Here is a 21,727-nt window from a genome sequence, read left to right on the forward strand (position 1 = left end):
GGAGGTTGTCTCCGGCTGGTGCGGTGCCGGCGGGTTGTGGCTGGGTGTGTGGCGGGTGTTTTGATTTGTGGATAGTGTGCGCGAGCATCTTGTATCTGTGGTGGCCAAGTATGAGTGGCATACGGTGGATGCCTTGGCACCAGGCGCCGATGAAGGACGTGGGAGGCCGCGATAGGCCGCGGGGAGCTGTCAACCGAGCTGTGATCCGCGGGTGTCCGAATGGGGGAACCCAGCCCGAGTCGTGTCGGGTTGCCGCCGTCTGAATGTATAGGGCGGTTGGTGGTGACGCGGGGAAGTGAAACATCTCAGTACCCGCAGGAAGAGAAGACAACAGTGATTCCCCTAGTAGTGGTGAGCGAACGGGGATGGTGGCTAAACCGCGTGCGTGCCAGAGACGGCAGTCGTTGCGTGCGTGGGGTTGTGGGATGTGTCTGTCTCGGGTCTGCCGGCCCGGGGTGCGCGTGTGTTTCGCTAGCCGAAGCCGTTGGGATGCGGTACCGGAGCGGGTGAGAGTCCCGTAGGTGAAGGTGGGGCACGGCGCATGGGGCATACTCCCGAGTAGCGCGGAGCCCGAGGAATTCCGTGTGAATCCGGCAGGACCACCTGTCAAGCCTGAATACGTCCTGGTGACCGATAGTGGACGAGTACCGTGAGGGAAAGGTGAAAAGTGCCCCGGTGAGGGGTTGTGAAAGAGTACCTGAAACCGTGTGCTGTCAAGCCGTCAGAGCTTCACTTGGGTGTGGGGTGATGGCGTGCCTTTTGAAGAATGAGCCTGCGAGTCGTGGTGTGTGGCGAGGTTAACCCGGGTGGGGTAGCCGTAGCGAAAGCGAGTCTGAAGAGGGCGCATGAGTCGCATGCTGTGGACCCGAAGCGGGGTGATCTACCCATGGCCAGGGTGAAGCGGAGGTAAGACTTCGTGGAGGCCCGAACCCACCAGGGTTGAAAACCTGGGGGATGAGCTGTGGGTAGGGGTGAAAGGCCAATCAAACTCCGTGATAGCTGGTTCTCCCCGAAATGCATTTAGGTGCAGCGTTGTGTGGTGCTCCCTGGAGGTAGAGCTACTGTTTGGCTGATGGGCCTGACCGGGTTACTGACGTCAGATAAACTCCGAATGCCGGTGGAGCGAGCGCAGCAGTGAGACTGCGGGGGAGAAGCTCCGTGGTCGAGAGGGAAACAGCCCAGATCATCAGCTAAGGCCCCTAAGGGTGTGCTAAGTGGGTAAGGTTGTGGAGTTGCTGAGACAACCAGGAGGTTGGCTTAGAAGCAGCCATCCTTGAAAGAGTGCGTAATAGCTCACTGGTCAAGTGATTCTGCGCCGATAATGTAGCGGGGCTGAAGTACACCGCCGAAGCTGTGGAGCCGCACCTTGTGGTGTGGTTGGTAGGGGAGCGTCGTGCACTCCGGTGAAGCCGCCTGGTGACGGGTGGTGGAGGGTGTGCGAGTGAGAATGCAGGCATGAGTAGCGAGACCGGAGTGGGAAACTCCGGCGCCGATTGACTAAGGGTTCCTGGGGCAGGTTGATCCGCCCAGGGTGAGTCTGGACCTAAGGCGAGGCCGGCAGGCGTAGTCGATGGATGACGGGTTGATATTCCCGTACCCGTGCGCGTGCGCCCGTGTTGATAGCCCTGATGCTAACCATGCTGGTGGCTGTTTCCGCCTTCGGGCGGTTGCGGCTGTTCCGGTCTGGGGTCCGAGGGGTGTGTAGGCAAGTGATGGGGTGACGCAGTGGGGTAGCTCTACCCGGCGGTGGTTGTCCGGGGGTAAGCGTGTAGCCCGGGGTGGTGGTAAATCCCTGCCCTGTTATGTGGGTGAGGCGTGATGCCGAGCCGTTTTGGTGAAGTGAGTGATCCCGTGCTGTCGAGAAAAGCCTCTAGCGAGTGCGTGTGCGGCCAGTACCCGAAACCGACGCAGGTGGTCAGGTAGAGTATACCGAGGCGTTCGGGTGAACCGTGGTTAAGGAACTCGGCAAATTGTCCCCGTAACTTCGGGAGAAGGGGAGCCCCGTCTGGTGATGGACTGTGCGTCCGGAGCTGGGTGGGGTCGCAGATACCAGGGGGAAGCGACTGTTTATTAAAAACACAGGTCCGTGCGAAGTCGTAAGACGCTGTATACGGACTGACGCCTGCCCGGTGCTGGAACGTTAAGAGGACTGGTTAGCACTTTGGTGTGAGGCTGGGAATCTAAGCGCCAGTAAACGGCGGTGGTAACTATAACCATCCTAAGGTAGCGAAATTCCTTGTCGGGTAAGTTCCGACCTGCACGAATGGCGTAACGACTTCCCCGCTGTCTCAACCGCGGGCCCGGTGAAATTGCACTACGAGTAAAGATGCTCGTTTCGCGCAGCAGGACGGAAAGACCCCGGGACCTTCACTATAGCTTGACATTGGTGTTTGGGATGGTTTGTGTAGGATAGGTGGGAGCTGTGGAAGCCGCCACGCCAGTGGTGGTGGAGGCGTTGGTGAAATACCACTCTGGCTGTTTCGGGCATCTAACTTTGGGCCGTGATCCGGTTCGGGGACAGTGTCTGGTGGGTAGTTTAACTGGGGCGGTTGCCTCCTAAAGGGTAACGGAGGCGCCCAAAGGTTCCCTCGGCCTGGTTGGCAATCAGGTGGTGAGTGTAAGTGCACAAGGGAGCTTGACTGTGAGACGGACGTGTCGAGCAGGTGCGAAAGCAGGGACTAGTGATCCGGCGCCGGCGTGTGGAAGCGGCGTCGCTCAACGGCTAAAAGGTACCCCGGGGATAACAGGCTGATCTTCCCCAAGAGTCCGTATCGACGGGATGGTTTGGCACCTCGATGTCGGCTCGTCGCATCCTGGGGCTGGAGTTGGTCCCAAGGGTTGGGCTGTTCGCCCATTAAAGCGGCACGCGAGCTGGGTTTAGAACGTCGTGAGACAGTTCGGTCCCTATCCGCTGCGCGCGTTGGAGACTTGTGGAGGGCTGTCCCTAGTACGAGAGGACCGGGACGGACGAACCGCTGGTGTGCCAGTTGTTCCGCCAGGGGCATGGCTGGTTGGCTACGTTCGGGAGAGATAACCGCTGAAAGCATCTAAGTGGGAAGCTTGCTTCGAGATGAGGTCTCCTGCCCTGTGGTGGGGGTAAGGCTGCCAGGTGATGACTGGGTTGATAGGCCGGGTGTGGAAGCCTTGTGAGGGGTGGAGCTGACCGGTACTAATAGGCCGAGGGCTTGTCCGCCACGGATGCTGGGTGTTCGCGCACATTGTTCACAGGTTTTCCCTGTTCCGCATGCTGTGGTGTGTGGGGTGGGGTGTTGGTTTGCGGTGGTGATAGCGGGAGGGTCACACCCGGTCTCTTTCCGAACCCGGTCGTTAAGTCTCTTTGCGCCGATGGTACTGCCTCCATGGTGGGGGTGGGAGAGTAGGTTGCCGCCGCATTTTTTTTGGTGGGGGGTTCCGTTTCGGCGGAGCCCCCCATTTTTTATGCCCAAGTGCAGCACCGCATCCAGGTGCCGCCTGTATCCCGTCGGCCGCGCCTCCCGCAGCCGGGTGGCCCATGTCGCCCCGAGTCGTCACCGGTCGTGATTGACCTCCTCCACTGTGATCACACTGTTGGTTCCCGGGCCGGATTCCAGTGATGGCCCTGGTGATCAGTGCGGGTATCGTGTTCTACGGGTTCCGGCAAGTCCCCCGCCGTGCCGAGCCTGCTCTACAAGATTGTGCTGAACCGATTCGACCTGTTCGCGCGTCCTACGTATAGGCGTATGCGGTCGAGTCGAGAGTGCCAGGGGGCATCCAACTGAGTGAGAGCACTTCCGGTGACGGCGACATCGCGCCGCGCCGTGACGCCGAGACGCCTGACGACGACGGTCGTGCTGCGGGGGACGCAGCGCGCTGGGGGAGTGGCTCAGGTCGCGGTCCCGGCGGGAAGACCGACGACCGCATGAATCGACCCGATGGTGCTGCGATGACGAACGAGCGGGACGACGACTCCATGGAGAAGGGGAATCACGAGGGCGGCGGTGAACCCGAGGCGCCGGCCGAGGAAGCGGCTCCCGCCGCGCCCGGCGAGCAGGCCGCTGCGGACGGGACCTCTGCCCGGACCTCCTCCGAAGTCTCCGAAGACGAGGTCGCCGAGGAGAGCCGCGACGACTCCGGTGAAGCGGCGAGCGGTGCAAGCGCCTTCAAGGACAGCGGCAGCTTCTTCCGCGATCAGGTGGCTCGTACGCTGGCCGAGCAGGGCTTCGACCTGAGGAAGGACGGCACTTGGGGCTCCGCGGTCCCTGAGGAGCCGACCGCCGGTGCGACAGGCGAGCGTTCGGGGGAGGGCGGCGAGGACACCGGCTCCGACGTGCCCGAGTCCGGTCCCGCGGCATCGGTCGCGTCCACCGACAGCGACAGCCGCGCTGCCCAGGCCGACATCGGCGCAGCCGCGTCCGCGGAGCCCTCTCGAGAATCGGGACCTCCCGCCCCCACTGACGTCTCCAATGACGCGGCTAGCGCCGACGACGATGACAAGACTTCCGCGTCCGGTGCCGCTACCGTGGAACCGTCCTCGCCGTCGGCCGCGAACGCGTCGGCCGGATCCGCCGCGGCGCCCGCCGCCGGTGGATCGACCCCGCGTGTCTCCGACACCAGGACAGGCGGCAGCGGGTCCGACGAAGGCGCCGCAGATGCCGACCCCGAAGGCCGAGCCGAGTTCCGTGCCTACCCGGCAACCGAGTTCGAGCGGTCCGGATCGGACGCAGGCGGCACGACGGCGGCTCCCATCGGCGGCCGGGATGAGCCGCAGGCGTCCGAAACACGCGACGAAGATGCCGAAAGCGCCAAGGAAGGCGCCGACGAGTCGCGCTCCTGGTTCACCCCACGCGTTTCCTCGCGCTCGGCTGCCGATGCCGAGAAGCCCCCGTCCGACGCGAGCGCCCGCGAACAATCCGGCTACCAGCCGTCCGCCGGTTCCGGTCAGTCCGCAAACGACGCCTCCGAGGCCGCCGCAGGCTCCGCAGGACCCGCCGCCGGTGGGGAGTCCGGGCACGAAGCCGCTGGAACCCGCCGATCCGCACCGGTCGGCGACACCGGCGACGCGTCCGCATCATCGGGGGAGCCCGCTTCGGGCGCCCATGACGCGGCCGGCGGTACCCCCGCCTCCGGCCCCGGTGCCTCAGCGCAGTCTCCGCACGCCGATCCGGCATCCCGACGCGCCGCCGAGTCCGACCCGCAGGGCAGCGACCGGGCGCCGCGGGCTGCCGCCGCGGGCGGCGCCGCTGCGGCGGCTGCGGCCGGTTCGGCCTCGTCCGCCGACTCCCTGGAGTCGGCGGAGCCCGCCAAGTCCGCCGGGACCTCCGCCTCCCCCCGCACGGCGGCCGACAGCGGCGGCGCCCCGCGCCGCGGCGCTGCCCGCGACGACTCAGGCGGCCGCTCCGAGCCGGGACACGGCGGTGCGTCCCACCCCGGCGACCGCTCGCGCACCCCCCGTTCCCCGGCCGCCGAGGCGGCGTCGGGGTCCGCAGCGGCGTCCGGCGCCGCCGACGGCTCCTTCGGCACAGCGGGCGGGCCGAGCGGCGCTCGTTCCACCTCGCCGTCCGACCCCGCCGCCCACAGCCCTGCCGGGCCGCCCGGCGGCACCGGTCCATCCGGCCGACCCGGTCCCGGTGGCCCGTCGGGGCCCTCCGGCCCGTCCGGTCCCACCCGTCCGCCCGGCCGCGGCGGTCCCCCGCCGCCCGGCGGCGGAGGCGGCAAACCCAAGGCCAAGGCGAAGAAGCCCTTCTGGTGGCGCGCTTCCCGGACGACGATGATCGCCTTCGGGATCCTCGCCGTACTCGTCCTCAGCGGCTTCGGCGTCGCCTACGCGACGATCGAGGTGCCCGACGTCGCGAAGGAGGAGGCGACCAACCAGGGCTCCACGTTCTTCTACGCCGACGGTGAGACGCAGTTCGCCGAGCGCGGCGTCGACCGCGAGCCCGTCGACTACGACCAGATCCCCACGAGGGTCCAGGAAGCGGTCATCTCCGCCGAGGACCGCGGCTACTGGGACTCACCGGGTGTCTCCATCACCGGCACGGTCCGCGCCGTGTGGTTCACCGTCACCGGGCAGCAGGTCCAGGGCGGCTCCACCATCACTCAGCAGTTCGTCCGGAACTACTTCGAGGGCGTCAGCCGGGAGCAGACCGTCTCCCGCAAGCTGAAGGAGATCATCATCGCCCTCAAGGTGGACCAGTCCCCGGGCATGGACAAAGAGTGGGTGATGGAGCAGTACCTGAACACCATCTACTTCGGCCGCAACGCCTACGGGATCCAGTCGGCCGCCCAGGCGTACTACCACAAGGACGTCGGCGAACTCACCGGATCGGAGGCCGCGTTCCTCGCTGCCGCCATCCAGCAGCCGAGCCTCTACGGCCAGGCCGACGAGAGTTACACCGACGACATGAGGGGCCGCTGGCAGTACGTCGTCGACGGCATGGTCGAGGTTGACGCCATCACCCAGTCCGAAGCCGACAAGATGGAGTTCCCCAAGCCCAAGGCGCAGCGCCCGGCCAACAGCACCGACCTCAGCGGCTTCAAGGGCTACATGCTCCAGCAGGCCATGGAGGAGCTGAAGGAACTCGGCTACACCGAGGACAACATCAACCGCGGCGGCTACAAGGTCGTCACGACCTTCGACCAGCAGACCATGCGGATGGCCAAGCAGGCGGTGGAGGACACCGTCGACGTCGGGTCGCTGCCCGACGGGGTCCGCGCGGGACTCACCGCGGTCGAGCCGTCCACCGGCGAGGTCAAGGGCTTCTACGGCGGCCACGACTACATGCAGAACCAGTACGACAGCTCGTTCGACGGATCGGCCCAGGCCGGCTCGGCGTTCAAGCCCTACGTGCTGGCCACCGCCCTGCGGCAGGGCTACAGCCTGAACAGCAAGGTGAACGGCAACACACCGATCCAGGTTGCGGGCTCTTCGATCCACAACTACGACGACGTGAGCCGCGGGCCCACCTCGCTGGTGGAGGCGACTCGTATCTCGCTGAACACGGGCTACGTGCAGCTGGCCCAAGAGGTGGGCGAGGAGAATGTCCGCCAGACCGCCTATGACGCCGGAATCGCCAAGGGCATGATCGAGGACGACCAGGTTGTGCCGACCATCGCCCTGGGCGTGTCCAACGTGCGGCCGGTCGACCAGGCCACCGGCTTCGCGACATTCGCCAACGGCGGCAAGCACGTCGAGACGCACGTGATCCGCGAGGTGATCAATCAGGAAGGCGAGAACGAGCGTCCGAAGCCGAAGACCTCGCAGCCGTTCAGCCAGGACACCGCCGCCAACGTCAGCTACGCGCTCCAGCAGGTCGTGCAGAGCGGAACAGGGACGAGCGGGGCGCTGCCGGACGGCCGCCCGGTGGCGGGCAAGACCGGCACCACCGACGACAGCGTCGCCGCCTGGTTCGTCGGCTACACCCCGCAGCTGTCCACGGCGGTGGGGGTCTACAACGGCAATAACCAGCCGTTCTCGGTGCCCGGATGGGGCGAACTCTCGGGCGGTTCGCTGCCCGCGGCCATCTGGAACAACTTCATGACCAACGCCATGGAGGGCAAGGAGGTCAAACAGTTCCCCGAGCCCACCTTCGACGGGCAGGTTCTCGACCTGGCCCCGGACCCGCCCCCCTCGCCGGAGCAGACCGAGCCGACGGAGCCGTCGACTCCGGCTACCCGCCCCGAGGAGCCGTCGACGCCCGAGCCGCCGGTTGAGACGGAGCCTCAGGAGCCGACCGGCGGCCCTCAGCCCGACCCGGGTGGTACGCCGACGGGAGACCCGACCGACGAGCCGGGTATCCCGGGATTCGAGCCCGGTGGCCCGGGCACAGGGGGAGAGCAGCAAGCGGAGCAGCCGGGGACGTGATGCGGAACGCGCGGCCGGGACGCCGCCCCGGCCGCGCCCCCACCCGCGCTACAAGGTGACCGGCAGCGAACGCAGCCGCCACGTGCCGGGATCGGGGGCGCGGTCCAGGTCGTCGGGCTCCACGGCGAGCGCGAGGCCGGGATATCGGCTCAGCAGCGCCTCCAGCGCGACCTGCGTCTGCACGCGGGCGATTCCGGCGCCGAGGCAGAAGTGCGGGCCGTGGCCGAATCCGAGTTGCCCTGCTCCATTCTGCGGCCGGGCGACGTCGAGGATGTCCGGTTCGGAGAAGGCCCGGGGATCGCGGTTGGCTGCGGCGATCGCGGCCGTGACCGGCTCGCCCTTGCCGATGACCGTGCCGCCGAATTCCACGTCTTCGCGGGTGAACCGGGGCATCGACAGCAGTTGGTGCCCGCACCAGCGCATCAGTTCCTCGACGGCGCCGGGCATGAGTGCGGGGTTGCTGCGCAGTGCCGCGAGCTGCTCGGGGCGGGCCGGCAGTTCGGCGACCGCGTTGGCGATGAGGTTGGTGGGCGTCTGGCCGGCCAGCACGATGTTCCACACCAGGGATACGGTTTCGACGTCGCTGAGGCGGTCGCCGCCCTCGTCCTGGACGCGGATGAGGTCGGAGACCAGGTCGCGGCCGGGTTCGGCCCGGCGGGCGGCCACGGCCGACTTGGCGCTGTCGATGATGGCGGGCATCGCCTCGGCGAACCCCTCGCCCGCTCCGGCGGCGATGAGCGCTCCGTATCGCGCCACCGGGACCGTTCTTCGCGAGGGATGTCGAGGAGTTCGCAGATCACCTCGATCGGGAGCGGCCGGGCGAAGTGCGCCACGAGGTCGACTGCACCGCCTTCGGCGTAGTCGGGCAGCCGCGCCAGCAGTTCGGCGACGACCGCCTCGATGCGCGGGCGGAAGGCGGCCGCGCGACGCGGAGTGAACGCGGGCGCGACGAGCCGGCGCAGCCGCAGGTGTTCGGCACCCTCCATCTCGCCCATGTTCCGCAGGTAGGGGCGGTACTCCTCCGACACGTCCGGGCGCATGGCGAAGGTGTCGGAAGTCAGTTGGAACCGCGGGTCCGCCAGCATCGCGCGGGCGTCGGCGTGGCGCAGCACCGCCCACATCGGCGCCGTGCCGGGGATGGCGAGCCGGGCCAGAGGGCCGTGCTCGCGGGCCGATCCGTAGGCGGCGAAGGGATCACCGACCACGTCGGGGGAGGAGAGGTCGATCTCGCAGACGCCGTCGTCCCGCGTTGTCACACCGTTCATGGAATCTCCAAGGGGGTCCGCCTGGGGCTTTGTGTCTCAAAAACCGGATGCCGAAAACAGATGTTCGCATCATCTGAATGGCGAGCGTATCTTAGTTTGCCGCTAGGAGGAGAACGCAGACCGGGGCTCGCAGGCGTCCCCAGGAGGAGGAGCGCATTGGCCCGGCTCACCAGGGCGGAAGTGCAGGAGCGCAACCGGGCCAGAGTGCTGGCCGCCGCACGTGAGGAGTTCGCCGAGCGGGGGTTCCGCGACGCCAAGGTCGACGGCATCGCCGAACGCGCCGAGCTGACCCGCGGCGCCGTGTACTCCAACTTCCCCGGCAAGCGCGCGCTCTACTTCGCGGTCCTGGCGCAGTTGGCGCAGGATGCGCCCGCCACCGAGCCTGGGGAGCCCGCGCTCACCGTCCGTGAGGCCCTGGGCGCGCTCGCCCGCGCCTGGGTCGCGCGGCTGCCGCTGTCCACCGAAGCCGACAGCCCTGCCGCCCGGATCGGTGCGGAGGTCATGCCGGAGATCCTCACCGATGAGCGGACGCGGCGGCCCTACGCCCAGCTGGTCAGGTTGCAGGCGATCCTGCTCGGCATGGGACTGGAGCGGCTGAACCCGGCATCGGCCGGGGACGCCCGGCAGGTGCGGCTGGCCGAGACCGCGCTGACCACCCTGCACGGCGCGAGCCGCATGGCCGCCGCCGCGCCGGGCTTCCTGGAGCCGTTCAACGTCGTGAGCGCGTGCGAACAGCTCGCCGACCTCGACCTGGGCGACCGGTGGAGCGATCCGCCGATCGCGCCCCGGGCCCAGCCTGCCGCCGACCCGTGGCGACCGCCGGACGCTGTCGACGAGTTGCGCGGCGCACGGGTTCCGCTCGCCGCGGACGGCGTCGTGGCGGTGCTGGGACTGCACCGCCTCGCCCGCATCGAGGACGCCCTGCGCGCGGCTCCCGCCGACGCCGAGGTCACAGCGGTCGTGGTCACCGGCGAGCCCGCCGAGCTGGCACCGTTGGCGCGGATGGCGGTGGCCGAGGTCCGGGGTCTGCTGCGGCAGTGTCTGCCGCGGTCGGCATGGCCGCGGCTGCAGCTGGTGCTCGACGAGCAGGGCGCGATGGCCGCCGCCGCGGGCGTCACCGGAGTCAGCGACGCGACCGAGGCGGCGGTCCGTATCCAGGCGGGCCGGATCACCAGCCGGGCTGAGGGCCTGGGATCCGGCTACGCGGCCGCCGCCACCCCTGCCGAGAGCTGACGGCCCGACCGGGCCGCGGCGGGTTCTGCGGCAGGCGGCGCCTCGGCCGTGTACCTGCGCGGAATCCGGGCTGCGACGTGGCGGGGGCGGGTGGGACGCGGTGGGTGGGCGCGAGCAGGTCGGCCGGGATGGGAGGTGCGTGGGCGGCGGCCAGTGCTTGGGCAAGTGCGTCGGCGAGGGCGGCGGGTGTGGGCGCTTCGATCAGGTGGGGCAGGCCGGGCAGCGTCGCCCACCAGGTGCGGGTATGGGTGCCGTGCCAGCAGGTCGCGCCGGGGAAGCGGGCTTTGAGGCGGTGGGCCTGGGCGCGAGCGTCGGGGGCGGGTAGGGCCACCGGCGTCCTGGCCTTGGGCGGCATGGTTGTGGGCGGCATGGTGGCGGGTGTGGTCATGTCTGGAATCCGATCGTGAAGTAGTCGCGGTAGGGCAGCGGCGCGGGAGGCGCGGGGCGGCGCCGGGTGCGCGTTCGGTTACGCGGTGCGGTGTCGATGCGGGTGCGGTGGCCGCAGCGGTCGCATACCTGGGTCCAGGCGGTGGGCGTGACGTGGGCGAAGGTGTAGGGGTAGTGCTCGCCGGGGTGGTCGGGGGCTTCGGGGAAGCCGGTGGCGGTGGGCGGTTCCCCGGGCGGACCGGCGGCGGTCACCGCGGTGCCTGGCGGGGGTGGGGCGGGTAGGGGCGGGAGCCGGCGGTTCGGTGCGGGTGGGCGGCGAGCGCTGCGGCGAACGCGCCGAGGTCGTCGGATGAGACGTGCAGCCCGTTGGGGCGGTCGGCGGCGACGTAGAGCGGCCCGGGCAGGCGCCGGATCTCGGGCCAGGCGTGGGAGTGGGCTTCGGCGATCTCGCAGAAGGCGGTGTGGTCGCCTCGCTGGTGTGTGGACGCGGGAGCGGGTGCGTGCGCGGGCTGCGGTACGTATGGCCGCACCCGCGCGGCGCGTGGGCGCCCGGGGGCGAGGAGTACGCGCGGGAGTGGGAGGGCGACGCTCAGTAGCAGGCACAGCAAGAGGACCCCCATGGGGATTGAGCCGCATTGCGATGGCGGCCACGGGCTTGGATGCCTCCATGTTGGATATAAAATTTTCGATTGGCAAGTCATGTTCGAAAACTTGTCATCGAGTCAGCTCGATTGAGGAGTTGCGAAATGTCTGTTTCGGGGTCATCGCCGGTACGATCTGGCGTATGCCAGCAAGGAGGCCGAGATGAGCAGTCCGCCAGTAAGCAGGCGCCAGCTGTCTGCGCAGATGCGACGTCTGCGCCTCGATGCCGGCTTGACCATGGAGCAGGCGGCCGACAAGCTCGAATGGTCGACGACCAAGGTGTCGAACATCGAGACAGGCAGGAGCAAGAAGCCGGCGGTGACCGACATACGAGCACTGCTCGAAGCGTACCGAGTCACCGACGAGCGAGAACGGGACTCTGTCCTAGCCCTGACACGGCAGTCCCGCGAGCGGGGCTGGTGGAACCGCTACGACGATGTCCTGGGCGGAGCCTTCGCGTCCCTGGAGGCTGGCGCGCGAAGCCTGAAGCTCTTCGAGCCGCAATACATCCCGGGCCTCTTTCAGACGGCAGAGTATGCCGAAGCAATCGCTCAGGCTACGCTCATCCGCGATCCAGGTGACATCGAGCGGACTGTGGAGGCTCGGATGAAGCGTCAGGAGATCCTCAGTGACGAGGGTGCTCCTGATGTATGGGCCATCGTGCACGAGAGCGCGATCGAGATGCTGCGAGCAACGCCCAGCCTCTTCTCCCAGCAGGTTGCCCGCCTACGTGAAGTCGCGGAAACTCCCAGTAAGGTCACTTTGCAGGTCATGCCGGTGTGCGCCGGTCTTCATGCTGGTATGGGAGGACCCTTCGTCATCATGGACTTCGAAGACCCAGGGGAGTCGATCGTCTTCCTGGAAACGGACACAGACGGGCTATACCTGGACAAGGCCCAGGAGATCGAGAGGTACCGCAAGCTCTTCGATCGAATCCTCGCCAAAGCACTCGATCCTGATGAAGTACCCGACTACCTTCGATCTCTATCCGTTTAGAAAGCCCACACCATGGACGAGCCCACCCGCCGCCCGATGCTCCAGTTTCGCAAGTCGAGCTACAGCAACCCCTCGAACTGCGTCGAAGTCGCCGACACTCTCCATGGCGCCGCAGTCCGCGATACCCAGCACCGCCACCTCGGCCACATCGAGTTCCCCGCTGTCGAGTGGAAGGCGCTCCTCCACGCCCTGGACGCCGGCGAGTTGTAGCATCCTCAGCCGCCGCCCCCGCGCCCAAGCGGCTCGGGTCTGCTGTGCGGCCTTGTGGTCGGCCGGGTGGCGGGTGGTCTTCACGGGAAGGCGGCAGCAAAGGTGGCAGCGGGGCCGGGCCCGCGCCCACCGCACCCGGCGCCCGCCGGGTGCCGTTCGCGGGCGGTGGCGCGTGCGCGGACCGGCGTCGATATGTCCGATCTGCCGTGTTCACCTGCGATGATCTTGCTCTTATGGCTACGGGAAAACGCTTTCTTTGTCCAAAAGTACAAGATCATCGGAAAGTCGCGCCTAATCCCCCGAATGTCCGCCCTGCCAGGGCGGCGGGCTCACCGAGCGCGTGGTTTTCGCCGGAGAACGGCCCGGATTCGGTGATTTCCGCGCGTTGGACGACCGCGTCCCCCAGAGAGCGGGCGCCGCCGCCTCCGCCCCGACCCACCGCTGCCCTCGTCGGCCGCCGCCTCCGGCGAGCACCCGGGCCGACAACCGCAGGCCCGGCCCCGCTGCCACCGTCGATGCCGCTTTTCCGCGCAGGCCACCCGTCGCCCGGCAGGCCAGAAGGCCGCACAGCGTGCCCGAGCCGTCTCCTCAACGCCCCTCGCCCCGCCTCAATGCACCAGTGCCGCGCACCCGCAGGCGTCCGGTTCAGGGGCGGCGGTCGGGGGTTCCACGTGGCCGGTGAACACCTCGGCGCCCGGGGTGGTGCCGGTAAGGGCGTCGGCTGCCAGGATCACCGCGGCCGCCGTCCACGTGCTGCGTTCCACCGGCCAGCGGACCTCGTAGGCGAACTGGTAGCCGGTCCAGTAGGCGCCGTCGTCGGCGTCGCGCAGGTGCTGGATGTCGGCGACGAGTCGGCGCGCCCGCTCTTCCTCGCCCAGGGCGGCCAGTGCCAGCGCCAGTTCGCAGGTCTCCGCTCCCGTCACCCACGGCTGGTCGCTGACGCAGCGGATACCCAGTCCGGGCACCACGAAGGTGTTCCACGCGAGCTCCAGCCGCCGGTGGGCGGCATCGCCGCGCACCGCGCCGCTGATGATCGGGTAGTACCAGTCCATCGAGTAGCGCCCGCGGTCGGCGAAGACCTGCTCGTGCTCGGCGACCAGGTGGCCCAGCCGGGCGGCGGCCAACTCCCAGTCGGGCTGCGGGGTGTCCAGGCGCTCGGCCAGCGCCACGGCGCACCGCAGCGCGTGGTGGATGCTGGCGCAGGCGGTGAGGAGCGCGTGGTCGCCGGCGTTGCCCTCGGCGTCGCGTGACCAGCGGATCTCGCCGCGCTCGGTGCGCAGGCCCAACGCGAACTCGACTCCGGCGCGCACCGTCGGCCACAGGTCGCGGGCGGCACCCTCGTCGCCGGTGACCAGGAGCTGGTGCCAGACGCCGACGGCCGGGTAGGCGGCGTGGTTGGCTTCGCGCAGCGGGCTGGCGGGCTCGTTCTGGCGCAGCTTGGCCGGCCACGAGCCGTCGGGCAGCTGGACCTCGGAAAGCCACGCGTAGGCCCGCTGGGCCGCTGCCGGGTGGCCGGCCGCCGCCAGCGCCATGGCGCATTCGACGTGGTCCCATACGTCGGTGTGGCCGCCGCGGAACCAGGGGATGGCGCCGTCGCCGGTCTGGGCTGCGAGCAGGTAGTCGGCGGAGAGCGCGACGTCGGCCGCGGTGAGGATGCCGGGCAGTTCCAGGGGGCGGGGGGAGTCGGTGCCGGTGCGTGCGGAGTGAGCGGGGCCCCCGCTCATGCCGTGCTCTCCGCGCCGCCGCGGTGCGGTTTGCGCAGGTAGACGACGACGCTCTTGCCGATCAGCGGGTTGAGGAACTTCTCGGTGGTGCGGGTGAGGCGCGGGGCCTGCAGCATGTCCCACACCAGCAGCCGGTGGTAGGCCGCGGCCAGCGGGTGGTCGTCGTCGGAGGTGCCCACCGCGCACTTGATCCACCAGTAGGGGGAGTGCAGGGCGTGGGCGTGGTGGTGCGGACCGATCTCGAACCCGGCGGTCTTGAGCTTGGCCTCCAACTCGGCGCGGGTGTAGATGCGGATGTGTCCGCCCTCGTTGGTGTGGTACTCCTCCGACAGCGCCCAGCACAGCCGCTCCGGCAGCCAGCTGGGCACGGTGACCGCGGCGATGCCGCCCGGTCGCAGCACCCGGTACAGCTCGGCCATCGCCGCGGTGTCGTGCGGGATGTGCTCGAAGATCTCCGAGGCGATGACGCGGTCGAAGAAGCCGTCGTCGAAGGGCATGCCGAGGGCGTCGCCCTTGACGGTCTCGGCGGCGGCCTCGGTCTCGGCCGGGGCCTCGCCGGCGGCGCGCATGGCGGCGAACATGTCCGCGACCTCGGCGAGGTCGTTCTCGTTCTGGTCGAAGGCGACCACGTCGGCGCCGCGGCGGTAGACCTCGAAGGCGTGCCGGCCGCCGCCGCAGCCGAGGTCGAGGACGCGGTCGCCGGGTCCCACGGGGAACAGGGAGAAGTCGACGGTGATCAGCGCTGGCTCCTTCACAGTGTTGGTCAACTGGTCACAGGCGCGCGGCGGGCCGGTGGGCGCGGCCGTCGGCGGCGTCGATCGCATGGGTGTAGCGGCGCGCAGTGGCTTCGGCGACCGCCCGCCAGGTGAACCTCTCCTGGACGCGGTTCCAGGCGGCCGTGCTCATGGCGGTGCGGGCATCGGCGTCGGCGAGCAGGCCGCCGATGGCGGCGGCCAGCTCCTCGGGGTCTCCGGGCTCGGTCAGACGTGCGGCCTCGCCGTCGGGGCCGACGACTTCGGGGATGGCGCCGGCGCGGCTGGCGACCAGCGGGGTGCCGCAGGCCATCGCCTCGACGGCCGGCAGCGAGAATCCCTCGTAGTAGGACGGTACGACGGCGACCTCGGCCCGGGCCAGCTCCTCGGCCAGTTCGGTGTCGTCGATGCCGTTGACGAACGTGACGCGGTCGCGCAGGCTCAGTTCGTCGACGAGCCGGTCGGTGGGCCCGCCCGGGGTGGGGCGGCTGACGACGGTCAGCGAGACGTCGCGTTCGGTGGCGAGCTTGGCGGTGGCGCGCAGCAGTGTGGCGACGCCCTTGAGCGGGCTGTCGGCGCTGGCCACGCACACCAGGCGGCCGGGGATGCGCGCGCCCGCGGGGCGGGGGTGGAAGCAGCGGGTGTCCACGCCGAGCGGGACGACGTCCACAGCGGAGCGGCGCACCCCGAACTCGCGGACGATGTCGTCGGCCGATGAGCGGGAGGGCACGAGGACGGGGTCGAGGCGGCGGGCGACGCGGCCCTGCATCCGGACGAAGCTGTACCAGCGGCGTTTGCTGATGCGCTGCCAGCCTCTGGCCTGTTCGACCTCGATGCGCCGGTCGACGGTGATGGGGTGGTGGATGGTGGTGACCATGGGCAGGCCCGCGGCTCGGATGCCGAGCTGGCCGTAGCCTAGTGTCTGGTTGTCGTGGACGACGTCGAACTCGTCGCTGCGGGCGCGCAGTTCGCGCAGCGCGCGCAGGGAGAAGGTGAGGGGTTCGGGGAATCCGGCCGTCCACATGGTGGCGACCTCCAGCACGTCGATCCAGTCGCGCCACTGCCGCAGGGGCGGGGTGGTGAACGGCGCGGCGTCGTTGTAGAGGTCCAGGCTGGGGACCTTCTCCAGGCGCACGCCGGGGTCGAGTTCGGGGTAGGGCTGGCCGGAGAAGACGGTGACGTCGTGGCCCAGGGCGGCCAGCTCGCGGGAGAGGTGGCGGACGTAGACGCCTTGGCCGCCGCAGTGCGGTTTGCTGCGGTAGGACAGCAGGGCGACGCGCAGGGCGCGATCGGGGTGCGGCATAGGACTCAACCCATCGACGGCGTGGTGGCGGACGGCAGGCACCCGCTCCGGGCGCGGTGGAGCGGGGTGAGGGCGGGGCCGGGCGGGCGGGTTCGGTCCGCGGTGCTGCGGGGGCGCGGTGACGCTGGTCGCACCGGCAGGGTCACTGCGCTTCACCTCGTTCGTCGCTCGCGCGTTCCACCGTCGTCGGTCGCCGCTGGGGCCGCCGACAGGGCGAGTCCGGATTGCGCGCCCGCATGTTACTCGCCAGTTTAATGCCTGGCTCTTACAACCAGGATCGTCGGTGCCGATTGCGCGGCGTGCGGCGGGGTCGGCGCGCGGGTCGCGCGGGACGGCGGCAGCGGGTCAGGGGCGGGGCGCGTCCGGCGCAACCGCGGAGCCCGCGGTCTGCCAGCGGAGCACGCCCGCGGCGTCGGTGCCGGCCACCGCGTGCCCGCGGCGTTCCAGGGTGCGTATGTGGGCGGCGGTCTCGGCGGCGGCCATGCGGCGGGCGGTGACCTCCATGTCGGCCCAGTCGCGGCGCCACGGCAGGCGCGCGCTCAGCTCCCACAGGGTGGCGCCCGAGGTGTCGAGTAGGCCGGCCAGCTCGTCGAGTTTGGCCTCGTGGTGCTCGGCGATCTCGGCGGCGCGTCGGCCGATGCCGGTGAAGCGGTGCTCGTGGGCCGGCAGGGCGCGGGTGTCGGCGGAGGTGTCGGCGAGCCGGTCGAGGGAGTCCAGGAACGCGCCGAGCGGGTCGTCGCCGCCGTCGAAGGTGTAGAGGCCGATGTGCGGTGTGATGGTGGGCAGCACGTGGTCGCCGGTGAACAGCCGGTCGCCCTCTTCGAGGTGCAGGCAGATGTGGCCGGGGGTGTGGCCCGGTGTCCACACGGCGCGCAGTTTGCGGCCGGGCAGGTCGGCGAACGCGCCGTCGTCGAGGGTCCGGTCGGGCACCGCGGGAATCCGCATGCGCGGTGCCTCCTCGGCGAGGCGGTCGAGTTCGGCGGAGGGGGCGCCGGCGTCGGCTGCGCGGCGCAGTTGCCGGGCGTGCTGCTCGTCTTCGCCGAGGCGGGCGAGGTCGCCGACGAGTTCCGCGTCGGCGCGGTGCATGGCGATCCAGGCGTCGGAGGCGTCGCGCACGCGCCCGGCGAGACCGGAGTGGTCGGGGTGGAAGTGGGTGACGACGACGCCGTACACGTCGTCGACGGAGGTCCCGATGTCCTCCAGGCCGGCGGTGAGCGCCTGCCAGGAGTCGTCGTGGTGCCAGCCGGCGTCGACGAGGACCGGCCCTCGCGGGCTTTCCAGTGCGTAGACGAGGGTGTAGCCGAGGGGGTTGCCGGGGATCGGCACCGGCACGCTCCACACGCCTTCGCCCAGGTCCTCAACCGGCGGCAGCGGTCTCATGGTCATCCTCCCTGCACCCGAAACAGAATCGGATTCTAGTCCGCGTGATTCAGCCGCGGCCACGCGGGGCGGGTGTCGCAGGGATGGTTGCCGGAGGTGCCGGGGGCGAAGACGGCGCCAGGGGACTAGAACGCATTCCATTTCAGTGGTGCCGGCGAGGCGCCGCGCGCGGTAGCGGGGTGAAATCCGGCTTCGACTCCGGGTGATGAGGCTGGGCGCACAGTTGTGGTGAACCGAGCCGGTGGGCGATCCTTAGATAACGTGTTCTGGTAAGGGCGCTCCGTCAGTGCCGAGCGTGTCCTCGCGCCGAGTGGGCCGCGGGCCGCGCCCGGTGCCGAGCGGTCGCCGACCCTGCGGGGTCGGCGGGCAGCGGCCCCGACGACGATGATGGGAGAGCCGGCGTGGCGGTCCAGCAGGCGGCGATCGGGATGCGCTCGCGAAGCCAGAACCAGCGCCGCAAGCGGATCGTGCAGACAGCGGCGGCCCTGGCGCTGCGCGGCGGCGTCGAGGCGATGCAGATGCGGGCGGTGGCCGAACGCGCCGGAGTCGCCCTGGGCACGCTCTACCGCTACTTCCCCTCCAAGATGGACCTCGTCGTCGCGGTGGTCGCCGAGGAGCTGGACCTGCTGGAGACCAGCATCAGCCGCCGTCCGCCCACGGCCGAGACAGCCGCGGGCCGCGCCGTCGACGTACTGATGCGGGCCACCCGCGGCCTGATGCGCGAGCCCGAGCTGGCCGATGCACTCGTGCGCTCGCTGATCATGGCCGAGGCCAAGACCGAGCTGGGCGCCCGGATCACCGACCTGCTCTGGCGTGTCGCGACCGGCGCGCCCGCGTCCTCGGGGGAGGACACCGAGCAGAGCCCTCCGCAGCCCGATCGGGGCGACGCCGCTTACATCCGCGTGGCCTCGCTGGCCAGTGTGTGGATCTTCGAACTGCTGGAGGTTCTCAAGGGCGACCGGGACGTCGACGAGGTCGAGGCGCGCCTGCGGATCGCCGCCGAGCCGCTGCTCGCCCACTGCTGAACCGGCCCGTGCTGAACCGGCCCCGGCTGAAACCGGGCCGCCCGGTTCGCGGCGCGATCGGCCGCCGCCGAGCCGGTCGCGAGTCACATCCCCGACCGCGGTCGGCGACGGCGTGCAACACGTTCTCGTGGAGTGCCCGTCTTGTGGACTGTCCGTGCGCCTTGAGCGAGGAGCGGCGCCGGCGCTTTGTCGCTCACCCGCCTGCGCCGAGGAGGCCGAGCAGGCCGCCGAGGAGGTCGGAGACCGGGCCGCCGTCGTCCTCGGAGCCGTCGCCGCCGCCCTGGCCGGAGCCGCCCGAACCGGAATCCGCGTCCGATCCGCCCGATCCCCCGGCGCCCTCGGCGCCCTCGGCGGAACCGCCGCCTGCAGAGCCGCCGTCACGCTGTTCGCCCGAGCCGTTCCCGCTCTGCGATCCCTGCTGCCCCTGGCCGCCTTGGCCGCCGGGTGCCTGAGCGGCCGCGGAGGAATCGTCCGCCGCGCCGTCGGCGGCACCCGGCTCGGGCGCCTGCGAGGAGTCCTGCTGTCCCGGCGCCGGCGAAGCGCCGTCCGCCGGGGCCGACGGTTGGGTTGCGGTCGCGTCCACCAGCGGTTCCGGGCGTACTTGGTCGGTGTCTCCGGAGCCGCCCGCATCGGCCGGTCGGGCGGCGGCTCCCGGGCTGCCCTCGACGGAGGGCGCGGCGGTGGGCGGCGCCGGGACCTGTGAGCCGGTCACCGTGTCGTCGGCGCCGGCCCGAACCGCGGCCACCGCACCCCACAGGCTCGCTACGACCGCCGCCGCGGCGACCACCGCGGTGACGGGGGTCAGCCAGCGCCGCCGTGTCCGGCCGGTCGAACCCGGGGCGTCCGCGCCGCGGAGTTCTGCCACGGGTTCGGGATCGCTCCGGGGCGGCACGTCGCGGGTGGTGACGCGGTCGCGCGGCAGCGCGGCCGCGTCGGCGAGGTCCGAACCGGCGCGTCCGGCGTTCGCGGCGCCGCCCGGATCGTCGCCGTCGGCGGCGCGGGTGGCGGGCGCTCGGTTGCGGTGCAGCGGGAAGCCGTCCTCGCCCAGCGGGGCCAGGGCCTCGGCCGCGGCGCGGCGGTCCTCGGCGGCCAGAGTGGAACCGCAGCCCTCGACGACGCGCTCGCGCAGCGCCGGCGGCGGCCCGGGCGGTTCGAGCTCGGCCAGCACCGCCCGCACGCCGCGGTCGGGTCCGTGGCCGCCGGTGCGCTCGGGCGCAAGGGAGTAGCGGGCCAGCAGCTCGGCCGAGCGCAGCACCCCGGTGCGGCACAGTTCGGCGGCCGTGTCGTCGCTGAGGCCGAGGACACGGGCGATTCGTCCCGTGGGCAGGCCGTGGCGCAGGTACAGCTCCAGCAGTTCGCGGTGGCTCGGGGGCAACCGCAGCGACAGCTGTACGACCGCTTGCTCCACGGCCGCGGTGGGCAGTTGCGCGTATGGCGAGCGCGGTGTGAAACCGCGCCGCCGGGCCGCGGTGCGGGCCAGGGCGTAGAGCCAGGCCGCGAACTCCCGGTCGTCGCGGAGCGCGCCGATGCTGTGGGCGGCGGCCAAGTAGGTCTCGTAGACCGCGGCAGCGGCCCGGTCGGGCTCGGCGCCGCTGCCGCCGGGGCCCAGCAGCGACCAGCAGTACCGGTAGAGCTGGGGCGCGAACAGGTCGTAGCAGCGTTCGTGGCCGGTACCGCTGCGCAGCGCGGCGGCCAGTTCGGCACCGGGTGCCGCGCTGTGCCGACCCGCCATGGCGCGCGAGGACTGCCCGGGCGCTACCGGCCGCACCGGATGCGCGGCGCTTCCCGAGTGTGCGGACTGCGTTGTCACGTTCCCCTCCCAAAGCGCGACACGCGCCGACCGTAGATGCCCGTATCCGGGCGATAGGCCGGAGTTGTCCGATAACGCTAGCGATTCGGGCGGGACGGTGTCCGATACATAGAGCACATGCAGCGCGAAGGTAAGTCTTTTGTTACCCGAGCCCGGCGTGGGGGGCGAGTGCGGGTGCGGGAAGCGCGGGGTGGGGCGCGGATCGGCGGCTCGGGTTTGCTGTGCGGCCTTGTTGGTCTGCCGGGATGCGGGTGACCTGGAGGAAAAAGCGGCGGCGAGGGCGCCGGATGGCTGGGCCTGTGGTCGTCGGGTCGGGTGCTCGCCGGTGGCCCGCGCGGCGGGGGCGGCGTTGGGCCGCCGCGGGCCGGTCGGCGCATCGAACGCACGGTTTTCACCGGATTCCGGCCGCTGTCTGGTTAAAACCCTGCGTTGGGCGGCACCGGTGTCGTCGAGCTTGGCCCGTCTATCGTGAACCTATGGTCGAGGGAAAGCGCATCCCGCGACCATAAGTCCACGATCATCGCCGGATGAACCGGCATAGGGGACCTGCCGGCGCCGGTGCGCCGGCTGGGTACCGCCGTGTTCCGACCAGGCCCGCACCGGCCGGGGGATCGCGCGGCGCGGTCGCGGGCGCTCGCACGCCCCCGGTGATGTCCGGATGCGGGGCCCGGAGGGCGACGACACGTCGCTCGTTGCGCCCGGGCGCGGCCGTCGACTGTCCCACCGCCCGATGGGGTGGACTTTTGGGGGTCTATGCCCGTTTTGCGGTCGGCCTCGGCGGGCGCCGTGGCCACGAGGCGCACGAAAAGTCGACGCCGGGGCTGTTTTCGCGCCATTCGGCGCGCTTCGTGGGCCCTCGCCCCCGCGGCGCGGACGCGGGCCCCGCCGGGAATTCGGGCATTGGTGGGCAAAACACCCCGTGCGTTTTCGTATCGCGGAAAGACGGGGCGAGGACGGCGCCTCGGGGCGGCGCCTGGTCGGATACCACCGCACGTACGTGCATCTCGTGGCCCCGGTCCGGCCATGACGGCCGCCGACCGCCCCGCGTCGGCCCCACGCCGACAACCGGGCGGCGCCGCCGGGCTCGACCATCCGCGGCCAGGGGCGGTGACCGCCGCCGACCACCGCAGGCCCGGCCCCGCCGTCGTCGCCGCCTCGTC

The 21,727-nt window shown here is 70.4% G+C and carries 13 protein-coding genes and 2 rRNA genes; 7 read left to right on the plus strand and 8 right to left on the minus strand.

What is annotated here, in order from left to right; genetic code table 11:
• Window positions 1-101: 101 nt before the first annotated feature.
• The 3 genes from EKD16_RS05360 to EKD16_RS05370 all read left to right on the plus strand — a co-directional run bounded on the left by EKD16_RS05360 (window position 102) and on the right by EKD16_RS05370 (window position 7,840).
• A 23S ribosomal RNA gene (locus EKD16_RS05360) occupies window positions 102-3,194 on the plus strand.
• 81 nt (window positions 3,195-3,275) lie between these two features.
• Window positions 3,276-3,393: ribosomal RNA gene (rrf, locus tag EKD16_RS05365) — 5S ribosomal RNA — on the plus strand.
• Between the two features lie 529 nt (window positions 3,394-3,922).
• Window positions 3,923-7,840 carry a transglycosylase domain-containing protein gene (locus EKD16_RS05370; RefSeq protein ID WP_242677243.1) on the plus strand — a complete coding sequence of 1,306 codons (3,918 nt, stop codon included), beginning with the start codon at window positions 3,923-3,925 and terminating at the stop codon, window positions 7,838-7,840.
• 48 nt (window positions 7,841-7,888) lie between these two features.
• Here the strand turns inward: EKD16_RS05370 and EKD16_RS25665 are convergent, their stop codons facing one another.
• On the minus strand, window positions 7,889-8,596 hold the full coding sequence (locus EKD16_RS25665) for a cytochrome P450 (RefSeq protein WP_207391435.1): 708 nt from the start codon (window positions 8,594-8,596) through the stop codon (window positions 7,889-7,891).
• A 665-nt stretch (window positions 8,597-9,261) separates the two neighbouring features.
• On the opposite strand from EKD16_RS25665, the gene EKD16_RS05380 reads away from it, so the two are divergent.
• Window positions 9,262-10,338 carry a TetR family transcriptional regulator gene (locus tag EKD16_RS05380; RefSeq protein WP_131097377.1) on the plus strand — a complete coding sequence of 359 codons (1,077 nt, stop codon included), beginning with the start codon at window positions 9,262-9,264 and terminating at the stop codon, window positions 10,336-10,338.
• Window positions 10,339-10,722: 384 nt separating this feature from the next.
• Here EKD16_RS05380 and EKD16_RS05385 read toward each other — a convergent pair whose 3' ends face one another.
• Both EKD16_RS05385 and EKD16_RS05390 read right to left on the minus strand, forming a co-directional pair.
• Window positions 10,723-10,977: a hypothetical protein gene (locus EKD16_RS05385; protein ID WP_131097378.1), complete on the minus strand. Its 255-nt coding sequence runs from the start codon at window positions 10,975-10,977 to the stop codon at window positions 10,723-10,725.
• Window positions 10,974-11,345 carry a hypothetical protein gene (locus EKD16_RS05390; RefSeq protein ID WP_131097379.1) on the minus strand — a complete coding sequence of 124 codons (372 nt, stop codon included), beginning with the start codon at window positions 11,343-11,345 and terminating at the stop codon, window positions 10,974-10,976. The genes EKD16_RS05385 and EKD16_RS05390 overlap by 4 nt, the downstream gene beginning before the upstream one ends.
• Window positions 11,346-11,529: 184 nt before the next feature.
• On the opposite strand from EKD16_RS05390, the gene EKD16_RS05395 reads away from it, so the two are divergent.
• Both EKD16_RS05395 and EKD16_RS05400 read left to right on the plus strand, forming a co-directional pair.
• Window positions 11,530-12,363 (plus strand): helix-turn-helix domain-containing protein, encoded by an 834-nt coding sequence (locus EKD16_RS05395; RefSeq protein ID WP_131097380.1) that lies wholly within the window; start codon window positions 11,530-11,532, stop codon window positions 12,361-12,363.
• Between the two features lie 12 nt (window positions 12,364-12,375).
• The gene (locus EKD16_RS05400) at window positions 12,376-12,573 is read left to right on the plus strand and encodes a DUF397 domain-containing protein (protein ID WP_242677244.1); all 198 of its coding nucleotides are present in this window, start codon (window positions 12,376-12,378) and stop codon (window positions 12,571-12,573) included.
• Between the two features lie 608 nt (window positions 12,574-13,181).
• Here EKD16_RS05400 and EKD16_RS05405 read toward each other — a convergent pair.
• From EKD16_RS05405 to EKD16_RS05420, 4 genes are all read right to left on the minus strand, one after another.
• A complete protein-coding gene (locus EKD16_RS05405; protein WP_131097381.1) occupies window positions 13,182-14,297 on the minus strand; it encodes a prenyltransferase in 1,116 nt (371 codons plus the stop codon).
• Window positions 14,294-15,037, minus strand: a complete 744-nt coding sequence (locus tag EKD16_RS05410; protein WP_242677389.1) for a class I SAM-dependent methyltransferase — start codon at window positions 15,035-15,037, stop codon at window positions 14,294-14,296. The genes EKD16_RS05405 and EKD16_RS05410 overlap by 4 nt, the downstream gene beginning before the upstream one ends.
• Before the next feature lie 31 nt (window positions 15,038-15,068).
• Window positions 15,069-16,352: a glycosyltransferase family 4 protein gene (locus EKD16_RS05415; RefSeq protein ID WP_131097383.1), complete on the minus strand. Its 1,284-nt coding sequence runs from the start codon at window positions 16,350-16,352 to the stop codon at window positions 15,069-15,071.
• Between the two features lie 345 nt (window positions 16,353-16,697).
• Window positions 16,698-17,732, minus strand: a complete 1,035-nt coding sequence (locus tag EKD16_RS05420; RefSeq protein WP_131097384.1) for an MBL fold metallo-hydrolase — start codon at window positions 17,730-17,732, stop codon at window positions 16,698-16,700.
• A gap of 428 nt (window positions 17,733-18,160) precedes the next feature.
• On the opposite strand from EKD16_RS05420, the gene EKD16_RS05425 reads away from it, so the two are divergent.
• Window positions 18,161-18,757, plus strand: coding sequence for a TetR family transcriptional regulator (locus EKD16_RS05425; RefSeq protein WP_394347339.1), 597 nt, complete (start codon window positions 18,161-18,163; stop codon window positions 18,755-18,757).
• Window positions 18,758-18,950: 193 nt separating this feature from the next.
• Here EKD16_RS05425 and EKD16_RS05430 read toward each other — a convergent pair whose 3' ends face one another.
• Complete coding sequence (locus EKD16_RS05430) at window positions 18,951-20,567, minus strand: RNA polymerase sigma factor (RefSeq protein ID WP_131097386.1); 1,617 nt, start codon at window positions 20,565-20,567, stop codon at window positions 18,951-18,953.
• Between the last annotated feature and the right edge of the window lie 1,160 nt (window positions 20,568-21,727).

The sequence above is a fragment of the Streptomonospora litoralis genome, from assembly GCF_004323735.1.
Lineage (GTDB): Bacteria > Actinomycetota > Actinomycetes > Streptosporangiales > Streptosporangiaceae > Streptomonospora > Streptomonospora litoralis.

Bases quoted from the DNA above. Each gene is read 5' to 3' on its own strand.
- EKD16_RS05370 (WP_242677243.1), top strand. From the start codon at position 3,923: ATGACGAACGAGCGGGACGACGACTCCATGGAGAAGGGGAATCACGAG.
- EKD16_RS05390 (WP_131097379.1), bottom strand. From the start codon at position 11,345: ATGGGGGTCCTCTTGCTGTGCCTGCTACTGAGCGTCGCCCTCCCACTC.
- EKD16_RS05395 (WP_131097380.1), top strand. From the start codon at position 11,530: ATGAGCAGTCCGCCAGTAAGCAGGCGCCAGCTGTCTGCGCAGATGCGA.
- EKD16_RS05400 (WP_242677244.1), top strand. From the start codon at position 12,376: ATGGACGAGCCCACCCGCCGCCCGATGCTCCAGTTTCGCAAGTCGAGC.
- EKD16_RS05405 (WP_131097381.1), bottom strand. From the start codon at position 14,297: ATGAGCGGGGGCCCCGCTCACTCCGCACGCACCGGCACCGACTCCCCC.
- EKD16_RS05415 (WP_131097383.1), bottom strand. From the start codon at position 16,352: ATGCCGCACCCCGATCGCGCCCTGCGCGTCGCCCTGCTGTCCTACCGC.
- EKD16_RS05420 (WP_131097384.1), bottom strand. From the start codon at position 17,732: ATGAGACCGCTGCCGCCGGTTGAGGACCTGGGCGAAGGCGTGTGGAGC.
- EKD16_RS05425 (WP_394347339.1), top strand. From the start codon at position 18,161: ATGCGCTCGCGAAGCCAGAACCAGCGCCGCAAGCGGATCGTGCAGACA.